This window comes from Roseateles sp. DB2, assembly GCF_051857535.1.
Classification (GTDB): domain Bacteria; phylum Pseudomonadota; class Gammaproteobacteria; order Burkholderiales; family Burkholderiaceae_C; genus Roseateles_B.
This window is the reverse complement of record NZ_JBPZGY010000004.1, coordinates 127,327-138,988: the sequence shown is the minus strand read 5'-3', so window position 1 is coordinate 138,988 and position 11,662 is coordinate 127,327. Positions and strand designations below refer to the sequence as shown.

12 protein-coding genes are annotated in these 11,662 nt (G+C 67.3%); 3 read left to right on the top strand and 9 right to left on the bottom strand.

Translation table 11 applies throughout. The features are described 5' to 3' along the window. Nucleotides 1-178: 178 nt before the first annotated feature. Nucleotides 179-2,257, top strand: coding sequence for a M4 family metallopeptidase (locus tag ACS5PK_RS07995; protein WP_439439706.1), 2,079 nt, complete (start codon nucleotides 179-181; stop codon nucleotides 2,255-2,257). Nucleotides 2,258-2,348: 91 nt separating this feature from the next. Here the strand turns inward: ACS5PK_RS07995 and ACS5PK_RS07990 are convergent, their stop codons facing one another. The 8 genes from ACS5PK_RS07990 to rpsP form a co-directional block, all read right to left on the bottom strand. After that, nucleotides 2,349-3,665, bottom strand: a complete 1,317-nt coding sequence (locus tag ACS5PK_RS07990) for a TRZ/ATZ family hydrolase (RefSeq protein WP_439439705.1) — start codon at nucleotides 3,663-3,665, stop codon at nucleotides 2,349-2,351. After that, nucleotides 3,662-4,687: a nucleoside hydrolase gene (locus ACS5PK_RS07985; RefSeq protein WP_439439704.1), complete on the bottom strand. Its 1,026-nt coding sequence runs from the start codon at nucleotides 4,685-4,687 to the stop codon at nucleotides 3,662-3,664. Before ACS5PK_RS07985 ends, ACS5PK_RS07990 begins: the two co-directional genes overlap by 4 nt. Nucleotides 4,688-4,694: 7 nt before the next feature. After that, on the bottom strand, nucleotides 4,695-5,636 hold the full coding sequence (gene rbsK / locus ACS5PK_RS07980; protein ID WP_439439703.1) for a ribokinase: 942 nt from the start codon (nucleotides 5,634-5,636) through the stop codon (nucleotides 4,695-4,697). Continuing rightward, entirely contained in the window at nucleotides 5,633-6,718 is a 1,086-nt protein-coding gene (locus ACS5PK_RS07975; protein ID WP_439439702.1) for a LacI family DNA-binding transcriptional regulator, read from the bottom strand. Before ACS5PK_RS07975 ends, rbsK begins: the two co-directional genes overlap by 4 nt. Nucleotides 6,719-6,980: 262 nt before the next feature. Next, nucleotides 6,981-7,334, bottom strand: a complete 354-nt coding sequence (gene rplS, locus ACS5PK_RS07970) for a 50S ribosomal protein L19 (protein WP_183104516.1) — start codon at nucleotides 7,332-7,334, stop codon at nucleotides 6,981-6,983. Nucleotides 7,335-7,493: 159 nt separating this feature from the next. Further along, nucleotides 7,494-8,276: a tRNA (guanosine(37)-N1)-methyltransferase TrmD gene (trmD, locus tag ACS5PK_RS07965; protein ID WP_439439701.1), complete on the bottom strand. Its 783-nt coding sequence runs from the start codon at nucleotides 8,274-8,276 to the stop codon at nucleotides 7,494-7,496. A gap of 27 nt (nucleotides 8,277-8,303) precedes the next feature. Then, on the bottom strand, nucleotides 8,304-8,903 hold the full coding sequence (gene rimM / locus ACS5PK_RS07960) for a ribosome maturation factor RimM (RefSeq protein WP_439439700.1): 600 nt from the start codon (nucleotides 8,901-8,903) through the stop codon (nucleotides 8,304-8,306). A gap of 31 nt (nucleotides 8,904-8,934) precedes the next feature. Next, nucleotides 8,935-9,183, bottom strand: coding sequence for a 30S ribosomal protein S16 (rpsP, locus tag ACS5PK_RS07955; RefSeq protein WP_439439699.1), 249 nt, complete (start codon nucleotides 9,181-9,183; stop codon nucleotides 8,935-8,937). A 265-nt stretch (nucleotides 9,184-9,448) separates the two neighbouring features. Here rpsP and ACS5PK_RS07950 point away from each other — a divergent pair, with 265 nt between their 5' ends. Both ACS5PK_RS07950 and ACS5PK_RS07945 read left to right on the top strand, forming a co-directional pair. Continuing rightward, nucleotides 9,449-9,991, top strand: a complete 543-nt coding sequence (locus ACS5PK_RS07950) for a GNAT family N-acetyltransferase (protein WP_439439698.1) — start codon at nucleotides 9,449-9,451, stop codon at nucleotides 9,989-9,991. Then, entirely contained in the window at nucleotides 9,988-10,452 is a 465-nt protein-coding gene (locus ACS5PK_RS07945; protein WP_439439697.1) for a hypothetical protein, read from the top strand. The genes ACS5PK_RS07950 and ACS5PK_RS07945 overlap by 4 nt, the downstream gene beginning before the upstream one ends. Nucleotides 10,453-10,639: 187 nt before the next feature. On the opposite strand, the gene ACS5PK_RS07940 is transcribed toward ACS5PK_RS07945, so the two are convergent. Further along, complete coding sequence (locus ACS5PK_RS07940) at nucleotides 10,640-11,650, bottom strand: inorganic phosphate transporter (RefSeq protein WP_439439696.1); 1,011 nt, start codon at nucleotides 11,648-11,650, stop codon at nucleotides 10,640-10,642. Nucleotides 11,651-11,662: the final 12 nt, after the last annotated feature.

Sequence of the window (11,662 nt, the reverse complement as noted above, 5' to 3'; positions counted from 1 at the left end):
CATGGGCCGGCTGGCCGACAAGTGTCAGAGCTGACACGGCGCGTCGCCAGAGTACGGGATAGGCTGCCCTCAATGCCATCCAATAATGGCAACGGACGCTCTCTTTTGACGTTATTATTTGGCGCAAGCCGGGCGTCCCGCCTTGCCTCCTGCGCCTTGGAGGCTGGAAGGAACTCCCATGCAAAAGCCTCATCGCCTGGCCGGATCAGCGCCGCAGCGCCCTGCCCTGTCCCTGCTCCTGCACATGCAGGCCAGCGCTGCCGTGATGGCACTGCTGACGGCCACCTCGGCGGCCTGGGCCGCCCAGCGCGTCGACCTGAGCCAGTGGCCCCCAGCTCCAGCGACCCTGGGCGCCACAGCCGCCCTCCATGAGCGGCTGGGCTTGACTGCACAGGATCTCCAGGCCCTGCGCAGCAAGACCTATGCCAGTGGCCGCATCGTCACCCGCTACCAGCAGCGCCATCAGGGCATCCCGCTGTGGGGCGAGGCCATCGTCAGCCAGCAAGATACGAACCTCGCCGCCCACGCCTTGCATGGGCAATTGGTCCGCGGGATCGAGCAGGACCTGCCCGACGTGCGCCCCAGCCTCGATCGACAGACCGCCCTCGCCCTGGCCCGAGGACGCACCACCTCTACGCTGCACGCCTCGCAGGAAGATGCGCAGCTGTGGATCAAGCTGGACGAGCACGGCCATGCCCGCCTGATCTGGGCCCTGTCCTTCATGCTCCACGGCAGCAAGCCGGCGCGGCCGCATTTCCTGATCGACGCCCGCAGCGGCGAGATCCTGGAACAGTGGGATGGTCTCACCACCAACAACGCCACCGGCCCAGGAGGCAACCTCAAGACCGGCAAGTACGAGTACGGCGTCAACTACGGCTACCTGGACGTCAGCGCCAACTGCCAGATGGACAACGCCAACGTCACCACCGTCAACCTCAACGGCGGCACCAACGGCAGCACGCCCTTCCAGTTCACCTGCCCGCGCAATGAGTACAAGCAGGTCAACGGTGCCTACTCGCCGCTCAATGACGCGCACTACTTCGGCGGCGTGGTCTTCGCCATGTACCAGGATTGGCTGGGCCAGCGCCCCCTGACGCAGAAGCTGCAGATGAAGGTGCACTACGGCAGCGGCTACGAGAACGCCTTCTGGGACGGCCAGGCCATGTTCTTCGGCGACGGCGCCACCCGGTTCTATCCGCTGGTATCGCTGGACGTGACCTCGCACGAGGTCAGCCACGGCTACACGCAGCAGAACTCCAACCTGCAGTACAGCGGCCAGTCCGGCGGCATCAACGAGGCCTTCTCCGACATGGCCGGCGAGGCCGCCGAGTACTACATGCGCGGCAGCAATGACTTCAAGGTCGGCTACGACATCATGAAGGGCACCGGAGCATTGCGCTACATGAACAACCCGCCGCTGGATGGCCGCTCCATCGACCACACCAGCCAGTACTACGACGGCCTGGACGTCCACTACTCCAGCGGCGTCTACAACAAGGCCTTCTACCTGTTGGCCAGCAGCGCAGGCTGGAACACGCGCAAAGCCTTTGAGGTCTTCGCGGATGCCAACCACCTCTACTGGACGGCCACCACCAACTTCTCGGCCGGTGTCTGCGGCGTGGAGCGATCGGCGGCCAACCGCGGCTACAACGTGGCGGACGTGACCCGGGCCTTCAATACCGTCGGCGCGGCCTGCCTGCCTCCCCTGCCCTCGGACGCCGGCACCAAGTGCGCCGATGAGAACGGCAGCTGCAGCTTCACCGGCGTGCGTGCGGTGAGCTACGGCTACCAGCCCGCCTTCTTCCGCAAGTTCGCCAACGGCAGCCTGGCCTGCAACAACGCGAGCTTCGGGGACCCTGCACCGGGCAAGAGCAAGAGCTGCTATGTGGGCAGCACGGCCTTCACGGCCTGCGCCTCCGAGAATGGCACCTGCAGCTTCACCGGCCGCCGCCTGGTGGTCTATGGCGCCGGCAACCGATTCACCTCGCGCGTCAGCAACGGCCCGGTGGCCTGCAACAACAGCACCTTCGGCGACCCGGCCTCAGGCGTGGTCAAGGCCTGCTACATCAGCGCCGAGACCTACACCACCTGCGCCAGCGAAGGCAGCAGCTGCAGTGTCAGCGGCGCCCACCTGGTGATCTACGGGGCCAGCAGCGCGTACTCGGTGCGGGACTTCAACGCTCCGCTGAGCTGCAGCAACGGCACGTTCGGTGATCCGCAAAGCGGCGTCACCAAGGCCTGCCATGTCAAGGACTGACCCCTTCAGGCTCCCGGACTGAAGGAACGAGGCCCCGGGCTCCATTCCTGGAGCCCGGGGCCTTGCTCATGCGAGCCTCAGGAGGCGGCGCTCAGCGACCAGCCTTCATCTGCGTGACGATGGCCTCGCTGCGATCCAGCAGGGCCGGCACGTCGATGGTGGTGAGCTGGCGCTGCTGGAGCACCCGGCGGCCATTGACCCAGACGTCGGAGACATGTTCGCGGCCAGCCACATAGACCAGCTGCGCATCGGCGTGATAGACGGGGCGGCACTCCAGCGCGTCCAGCGACACGGCCACGACGTCGGCCAGCTTGCCCACTTCCAGCGAGCCCAGGTCCGCCTCGCGGCCCATGGCCTTGGCGGCGCGGATGGTGGCCATTTCCAAAGCCGTGCGAGCCGAGACAGTCAGCGGATCGCCCGTCACGCCCTTGGCCAGCAGGGCCGCGGCACGGATCTCGGCGAACATGTCCTGCCGGTTGTTGGAGGCGGCGCCGTCGGTGCCCAGCACCGTATTGACGCCTGCAGCCTCCAGGGCCTTCACCGGCGCCACGCCCGAGGCCAGCTTCAGGTTGGAACTGGGGTTGTGGACGAGGTGGGTGCCCTGCCTTGCGATCAGCGCGATCTCGGCCTCGCTGAGGTGGACCATGTGGACGGCGATCATGCGCTCATTGAGCAGACCCAGCTTGTGCAGGCGCTCCAGGGGGCGCATGCCGAACTGTTTCATGCTGCCGTCGATCTCATCCTGGGTCTCGTGGATGTGGCAGTGCATCTGCAGGCCGTGCTGCTCGGAGAGTTGGCGCAGCTTGACAAAGGTCTCGTCGGACACCGTGTAGGGTGCATGCGGTGCACTGGTCCAGTCCAGCAGCGACTCGCCCTTGAACTGCTCGTAGGCCTCCAGGCCCTTGGCGATGTAGTCGTCCGGGCCCGAGGCGTAGCCGGTGGGGAAGTCGATCACGTTGATGGACACGCCGGCACGGATGCCCGCATCCACCGCCGCCCGCGCCATGGCCTTGGGGAAGAAGTACATGTCGTTCAGGTAGGTCACGCCGCCGCGCAGGGCCTCGGCGGCGGACAGCAGCGAGCCCTGGTAGACCCAGTCGTCGCTGACCCACTGCTTCTCCAGGGGCCAGATGTGGTTCTGCAGCCAGTCCATCAGGGCACGGTCGTCGGCCACGCCGCGCAGCAGAGACATGGCGCTGTGGGTGTGGGCATTGATCAGGCCGGGGATCAGCACATGCTGGCCCAGGTCCACCTGCTCGGCGTCCGGGTAGGCGCTCGCAGCCTGGGCCTGCGGCAGCACGGCGGCAATGCGCTCGCCCTGGATGACGAGGGCATGCTGCTCCAGCACCTGGCAGCCCGGCGTCATGGGCAGGATCCAGCGGGCCTTGAGAAGGGTGGTGTGGCTCATCGTGTGTCTCCGGAAGGGGCCGCTGCCGCGGCCTGGGATGAATCTTCGAACAGTTGCATGAATTCGTGGCGTACGCGCTGCGCGTCCACGCCGACGCAAACCTGCTGGGCCGGACAGCCGCGCCACGGCGAAGCCGGGCTTTCGTCGTGCAGGCCCAGATGGTCCTGGATGGTCTGGCCGCGCGCAATGCCCTCCAGGGCCACGCGGACGGGGCCGCTGCGCAGCTGGAAGGCCTCCGGCGCAATGCAGTAGACGACGGCGCTGGCATCGTGCGCATAGAGACCACCGATGGCATCGCGGCCATCGTAGTAGCGCTGGTAGTGCCGGGTGATCTGCCAGAAGAAGTCGCCCACGCGACCCTGGCGGCCTTGCAGTGACTGCAGCAGCACCTCGGGCATCACCACCTGCTGGGTGACGTCCAGTCCCACCGTCACCACGGGCCAAGGCGCGGTGAAGACGAGGTCGGCCGCCTCGGGGTCGTTGATGATGTTGGCCTCGGCCACGGGCGTGACATTCCCGCCATGGCCGTGCAGGCCGAAGGCGCCGCCCATGAGCACGACCTCGCGCACCTTGTGGGCGATGCCGGGGTCATGGCGCAGGGCCAGGGCCAGGTTGGTCAGCGGGGCCACGGCCACGAGGGTGATCTCGCCGGGGGCACCGTTGACCTCCTCGCAGATCAATTGCCAGGCAGGCCGGGGGTCCGCCTGACGCCGGGTGGCCGGCAGCAGAGGCGCCCCACCGCCCAGGCCGTCCTCGTGGTGGACCTGGGTGGGGAAGAAGCGCTCGGTGCGTGGCAGCAGGGCGTCGTCAGCGCCTGCAGCCACCGGAACGTCCAGGCCGAAGAAATCGACCAGGGCCAGGGCGTTGCGGGTAGTGGTCCCCACCGGGGCGTTGCCGTGCACGGTGGTGATGGCGCGCAGGTCCAGCCCGGGATGGCGGGCCAGCATCCACAGGGCCATGGCGTCGTCGATGCCCGGGTCCGTATCGAAGATCACGGGCCGGGACTGCAAAGGCTGCTTCATGCGGACCTCAGGCGATGCGGGCCGCGAATTCAGGGCCCAGTTCCTCGCGCCGCGGCATGGCGCTCTGCACGCCCACCCGGCTCACAGCCAAGGCGGCGGCGGCCTGGCCCAGGCGCACGGCCTCGTCCAGCGGCTGCCCCTCGGCCCAGGCGGTGGCGACGCCGCCGACGAAGGTGTCACCGGCGCCGACGGTGTCCACCGCCTGCACGCGCCGGGCAGGCAGCAGGCGCTGACCGTGTTCGTCGGCCACCAGCACGCCTTGCGCGCCGAGGGTGATCAGCAGACAGCACAGGCCCTGGGCACGCAAGGCGCTGGCGGCAGCACGCGCCAGCGCCTCGGCGGACTGCACGGCATCAGGCAGCCCGGCGAGCTGGGCAGCTTCGGTCTCGTTGAGCACCAGGCAGTCGGTGAGCGCCAGCAGAGCAGGATCGACCGCCAGGGCCGGCGCCGCGTTGAGGATGGTGCGAACGCCCCGCTCTCGCGCCAGGCGGAAGGCCTCGAGGATGGCGGGCTGCGGCACCTCCAGCTGTGCCACCAGCACCTGGGCCTGCTGCAGCGCCGCCGCGGCCAGCCGGACATCGGCCGGCGCCAGCTGCGCATTGCTCCCGGGCACGTAGACGATGCTGTTCTCCCCGCCTTCTCGCCCGACCATGATCACGGCGATGCCCGGCAGCGCCGACTCGTCCTCGATGACATGGGCGGTGTCCACGCCCTCGGCACGCAGGGCCGCGATCAGCGCGCGGCCATGGACACGCGTCCCCACACGCGAGACAAAGCTCACCGAGGCGCCCAGCCGGGCCGCGGCCACGGCCTGGTTGGCGCCTTTGCCACCAGGAGCCATCTGGAAGTCCTCGCCCGGCAGGGTCTCGCCCGGACGCGGCAGGCGGCGCGCATGGGCCACCATGTCCATGTTGATGCTGCCGACGACGACGACGCGCGCGGTGCTCATGCGCTCTTTCCTGCCTTCCCGGCCGCAGCGCCCTTGCCCAACTTGCCCACCTTGCCTGCAGCAGATGACGGTGCCGCCGCAGTGGCCGGCGCGGCGGTGCTCTCGCGGCGCACCAACTGCGGTTTCATCAGAACCTCGCGCAGGCTGGCCTGCGGTTGCTCGATGCGCGCCAGCAGGGCCCGCCCGGCCTCGCGCCCCAACTCCTTGATGGAGCAGCCCACGGTAGTCAGCGAGGGGTAGGCATAGGCGGAGAGCTCGATGTCATCGAAGCCCACCACGGACAGGCTGGCCGGCACCGGCCGCGAGGCCTCGGCCGAGGCCCGCATCAGGCCGAGGGCCATCAGGTCGTTGCTGGCGAAGACGGCGCTCAGCTCGGGTGCGGTCTCCAACAGGCGCTTGCCGGCTTCGTAGCCGCCATGGGAGCTGAAATCACTGTGGACGAGCCAGTGCGGCGCGGGCTCGATGCCCGCAGCCTGCAGGGTCTCGCGCCAGCCGGCGATGCGCTCCTGCGCCACCTCAAACTCCACGGGGCCACTGATGCAGCCGATGGCGCGATGCCCCAGCTCCAGCAGATGGCGCACCGCCGCCGCCGCGCCCTCGCGGTTGTTGACGCTCACCCGGTCAGCCCGGGCGCCCGGCACCAGGCGGTCCACCGTGACGGAGGGGACGCGGGCCATCTGGAATATCTGGGCCAGGGCTTCGTCGTCCCCTGCGGAGGACAGCAGCAGGCCGTCGATGCGCTTTTCCAGCAGAGTACGCATGTATTGCTGCTGACGCTTGGGGTCGTTGTCGGAGTTGCAGAGGAAGACCGAGTACCCGGCCAGGCGGCAGGTTTCCTCGACCCCGCACACCAGCTCCGCGAAGAAGGGGTTCTGCACATTGGGCACCAGCACGCCGATGATGCGGGTCTCGCTCTTGCGCAGGGAGCGGGCCACTGCACTGGGCAGATAGCCGATTTCCTCCACCGCAGCCAGCACGCGCCGCCGCGCCTCGGCACTGACCGGGCGCGTTTCGTTCAGGACATGGGAAACGGTGGTGAAGGACACCCCGGCAAGGGCAGCAACGTCTTTGATCGTGCTCACGGTGAGGCAGGTCTTGGCAGGAAGGAAAAGGCGGGCAGCCGGATATTCCGCTAAGGGGCTGGGCGCTCGCGAAACTGCACTAGGGCAAACGTTTGCCGCAGCATACCCGAAATAGCGCCTGCGGCGGCAGGCACTGCGTCGCCAAGGGTGGTGACGGGCTTCGCCCCGGGCGAACCATGAAGAGCCATGAAAAAAGCCGCCGGGGCCTTGCGACCCGGGCGGCTTTCGAGGGTTGGCCAGCAGGCCCACCCACGACCGGCCATCAGGCCAGCTTTTCCTTGATGCGAGCGGACTTGCCCGAACGCTGACGCAGGTAGTACAGCTTGGCGCGGCGCACATCACCACGACGCTTGACTTCGATGGACGAAATCAGGGGGCTGTACAGCTGGAAGGTACGCTCCACGCCTTCGCCGCTCGAAATCTTGCGGACGATGAAGCTGGAGTTCAGGCCGCGGTTGCGCTTGGCAATCACGACGCCTTCATAGGCCTGCACGCGCTTGCGGGTACCTTCGACCACGTTCACGCTGACGATCACCGTGTCGCCAGGGGCGAAAGCGGGGATGGTCTTGTTCAGGCGAGCAATTTCTTCTTGCTCAAGGGTTTGGATCAGATTCACATCGATCTCCTGACGATCGTACCGGCGCACCTGAAATTGACTGGAACCGGCCCGAACTGGCCTGCATTCCTGGAGCGGCTGTCCGTCAGAAACACTGACTTGAAGCTGGGCTCCGCCCGATAGAGGATCGCGAAAAGCCCACGATTGTAGCTGAAAAGCTCAATCAATCAAAGACTTGAGGAAGGCCTCGTCCTTCTTGCTGAGCTTGCCGGCCGCGCGGGCCGCCTCGATCAGCTCGGGGCGGCGGCGCCAGGTCAGCGCCAGGGACTGCTCGCGGCGCCAGCGGGCGATCTGGGCATGATGGCCAGACATCAGCACCGGCGGCACCGGCAATGGCTCCGTCTGGCCGGGGAGCCCTTCCAGCACTTCGGGGCGGCTGTAGTGCGGGCAGTCCAGCAGGCCGTCGGAGAAGCTGTCCTGCTCGTGCGAGGCGGCATCGTTGAGCACGCCGGGCTGCAGCCGCGCGACGGCATCCAACAAGGCCAGGGCCGGCAGCTCGCCGCCGCTGAGTACGAAATCGCCCAGGCTCAGCTCCAGGGTGACGTGGCGATCCAGGAAGCGCTGGTCCATGCCCTCGTAGCGCCCGCACAGCAACACAGCCCCAGGCCCCTGCGCGAGTTCGCGGACCAGGGACTGATCCATGCGACGGCCCGTGGGGCTGAAATGGATGATCTGCGGCGCTGCACCGGCATCGGCGCCACTGGCCTGCCGGGCCGTCAAGACGGCCGCCAGCGCGCGCTCCAGCGGCTCCACCAGCATGACCATGCCAGGGCCACCGCCGTAGGGGCGGTCATCGACGCGGCGGTAGTTGTCTTCGGCGTAGTCGCGCAGCTGCCAGAGCTGGACGTCGACCTGACGACTCTCGAAGGCACGACGCGTCACGCCCACCGACAGATGCGGGGCGAACAGCTCAGGAAACAGGGTGATGAGGTCGACGCGCATGCGGCAGGCGCCACGGCAAGGCAGGACTCAGAAGTCCAGACCCCAGTCCACCGTGATGCGGCGCTCTTGCAGGCTCACATCATCGACGAAGGCGGACACGAAGGGGATCAGGCGTTCCTGCTCCGGCTTGACCGGGGCGGTCAGCCCGGCGGGCTGAATGCGCAGCACGGCATGCGGACCGGTGTCGAGCAGGCCGATCACCTCGCCCAGGGTCTCGCCCTGGCGGTTCACCACGGTGAGGCCCACCAGGTCCACCCAGTAGAACTCGTCCGGATCGGCCTTGGGGAAATGCGTGCGTGAGACGAAGACGCGGGCACCGCGCAGGGCCTCGGCCCCGTTGCGGTCAGACACGCCCTCGGCGCTGGCCACCAGGCCATCGCCATGCTCACGCAGGGAAAGAATCTTGAGCAGGCCGGGCACGGTGCCCTTGCCTGGGATCGCGGTCTCGGCGGGTTTCAGGAACCAGCGCCGGGTCGCGAAGATCGCCTGGGGATCAGCGGAATGAGCATGGACTTTGAACCAGCCCTTGATGCCCCAGGCATCGGCAATGCGCGCGACCTCGATGGCGTCATCCGGCCAGGCTGCATCGGCAGCTTCAGCGGGGGAACGGGTCTCGGGGGCAGTCACGCGCAAGGCTCGATATCAGCTGAGCGGACGCTCAGGCAGCCTTCTTGGCCTGGTCGACCAGACGGGCCACGGTGGGCGACAGCTGGGCGCCGACGCCAACCCAGTAGGCCACGCGGTCTTGCACCACGCGCAGGCTTTCGGCATTGCCGGAAGCCACGGGGTTGTAGAAGCCCACGCGCTCGATGAAGCGGCCGTCACGACGCTCCTGGCTGTTGGCGACGACGATGTTGTAGAAGGGGCGCTTCTTAGAGCCGCCGCGTGCGAGTCGAATCACGACCATGATGAGTCCTTTGAGTTGAAGCGTTCTACCGCACCAGGAGACACTCAGGGCAAGCAGACCATGGGACATCCCGCTCGCCATCTCCAGGCTTTCGGGGTGCACCGGTTGTTGGCACCGTAGATACGCCGCGAGTCCCCCCGCGACCGGCACCAAAACCTGGCATTATAAACTCGCAAATCCAATTGCGATAGCAAGTCGCGGCAGAGAATCTCTGGCGCTCCTGTTTTCCGCCATTTTCACCCCCCCTGCCCTCGATCCTCCCCCCATGTCCCAAGCCCTCCCGCTGCTGATCCGCCCCAGCCAGGACGCCGATCTGCCCGCCATCCAGGCCATCTACAAGCATGCCGTGCTGCATGGAACCGGCACTTTCGAGACGGACGTCCCCGACCTGGCCGAGATGGGCCGCCGCCGCGCCGAAGTGCTGTCCCGCGCCCTGCCTTACCTGGTGGCGGTGCGCGGCGAGGAGGTGCTGGGCTACGCCTACGCCAACTACTTCCGCCCCCGCATGGCCTACCGCTTCTGCGTGGAGGACTCGATCTACCTGGCCCCCACCGCCCAGGGCCAGGGCGTGGGCCGGCTGCTGCTGGCCGAGCTCATCGCGCGCTGCGAGCGCGCGGGCGCACGGCAGATGCTGGCGGTGATCGGCGATTCCCAGAACCACGGTTCGGTGGGCGTGCACCGCGCCTTGGGCTTCGAGCCCACGGGCCTGCTGAAGTCCTCAGGCTGGAAGTTCGGCCGCTGGCTGGACGTGGTGCTGATGCAGCGCCAGCTCGGCCATGGCGACAACACCCCCGCGGAGGACGCATGAGCCAGGCTTCCCCCCCTACCCTGAGCTACCGCTCCAAGACGCTCGCCACCTGGCTGGCCCTGGGCCTGGGGGCCTTCGGCCTGCACCGGCTCTACGTCCATGGCTTTCGTGACAAGCTGGCCTGGCTCTTCCCCTGGCCCAGCCTGGCCGGGCTCTATGGCATCCACCGCATGGACGTCCTGGGCCAGGACGACCGCCTGGCCTGGATGCTGATGCCGCTGCTGGGGCTGATGCTGTCCATTGCCATGCTGCAAGGCATTGTCTGGGGCCTGACGCCGGACGAGCGCTGGAACCAGATCCACAACAACGGCCGCAGCGGGCGCGCCAGCGGCTGGGGCGCCATCATCGGCGTCGTGGCCTGCCTCATGGTGGGCGGCGCCTGCCTGATGACCACCATTGCCTTTTCCGCCCAGCGCTACTTTGAAAGCCAAGCAGAGGCAGCCAAGGAATTGAGCCAGTAAGACACGCCCCCCGCCTGATGGCGCCCCACCTCGCGGTGCCATCAGGCGGGTCCGTCAGGCCAGGTGATGGCAGAACGCTCGGCGCCGGCACACAAGAGCCAAAGCCAGGCGTACGGACAGCCCCATGAAAATGGCCCGACTGCATCAGCAGCCGGGCCTTTGTTCTTGCACAGCCAAAGCGTCGGGCTCAGAACAGCTTGAAGCTCACCCAGTAGCACAGACCGGCCACGAAGGCGGCAGCCGGGATGGTAAAGATCCAAGCCCAGACGATGTTGCCCGCCACGCCCCAGCGCACGGCCGAGGCCCGCTGCGTGGAGCCCACACCGACGATGGCGCCGGTGATGGTGTGCGTGGTCGAGACCGGCACGCCCATCGCCGTCGCCAGGAACAGCGTCAGCGCGCCGCCAGTTTCGGCGCAGAAGCCGCCCACAGGCTTGAGCTTGGTGATCTTCTGGCCCATGGTCTGCACGATGCGCCAGCCGCCGAACATGGTGCCGGCGCCGATGGCCAGGTAGCAAACCCAGATGACCCAGGTCGGGGGCAGCTTGGCACCCGCCTCGGCATAGCCCGCCGCCATGAGCAGCATCCAGATGATGCCGATGGTCTTTTGCGCGTCATTGCCCCCATGGCCCAGGCTGTACAGGCCGGCCGACACCAGTTGCAGGCGGCGGAACCAGTTGTCCACGCGCAGCGGCGAGGAGCGGCGGAACAACCAGGCCACAGCCACCATGAGCAACGAGCCGAGCACGAAGCCCAGCACCGGCGACACGAAGATGAACAGCACCGTGATGCCGATCTTCTTGGCCACCAGGCCCTGCACGCCGACCTTGGCGATCACCGCGCCCACGATGCCGCCGATCAGCGCATGCGAGGAGCTCGAGGGAATGCCGTAGTACCAGGTGATCAGGTTCCAGGTGATGGCCCCGATCAGCGCACCGAAGACGATGTGGTGGTCCACAATGCCCGGCTCAACGATGCCCTTGCCGATGGTGGCAGCTACGTTGAGCTGGAAGAAGGCGATGGCGATGACGTTGAAGAAGGCAGCAAACAGCACCGCCTGCTGTGGCTTCAGCACGCCGGTGGAGACGACCGTAGCGATGGAGTTCGCGGCGTCATGAAAACCGTTCATGAAGTCGAACAGCACGGCCAGCACGACCAGCAGCACGACGACCCAGAACGCAACGTTGATGGTTTCCATGAATCGAGGCGC

Coding starts and splice junctions, on each gene's coding strand:
- ACS5PK_RS07995 (WP_439439706.1), top strand. CDS start 179: ATGCAAAAGCCTCATCGCCTGGCCGGATCAGCGCCGCAGCGCCCTGCC.
- ACS5PK_RS07990 (WP_439439705.1), bottom strand. CDS start 3,665: ATGAGCCACACCACCCTTCTCAAGGCCCGCTGGATCCTGCCCATGACG.
- ACS5PK_RS07985 (WP_439439704.1), bottom strand. CDS start 4,687: ATGAAGCAGCCTTTGCAGTCCCGGCCCGTGATCTTCGATACGGACCCG.
- rbsK (WP_439439703.1), bottom strand. CDS start 5,636: ATGAGCACCGCGCGCGTCGTCGTCGTCGGCAGCATCAACATGGACATG.
- trmD (WP_439439701.1), bottom strand. CDS start 8,276: ATGCGCGTCGACCTCATCACCCTGTTTCCTGAGCTGTTCGCCCCGCAT.
- rpsP (WP_439439699.1), bottom strand. CDS start 9,183: ATGGTCGTGATTCGACTCGCACGCGGCGGCTCTAAGAAGCGCCCCTTC.
- ACS5PK_RS07950 (WP_439439698.1), top strand. CDS start 9,449: ATGTCCCAAGCCCTCCCGCTGCTGATCCGCCCCAGCCAGGACGCCGAT.
- ACS5PK_RS07945 (WP_439439697.1), top strand. CDS start 9,988: ATGAGCCAGGCTTCCCCCCCTACCCTGAGCTACCGCTCCAAGACGCTC.
- ACS5PK_RS07940 (WP_439439696.1), bottom strand. CDS start 11,650: ATGGAAACCATCAACGTTGCGTTCTGGGTCGTCGTGCTGCTGGTCGTG.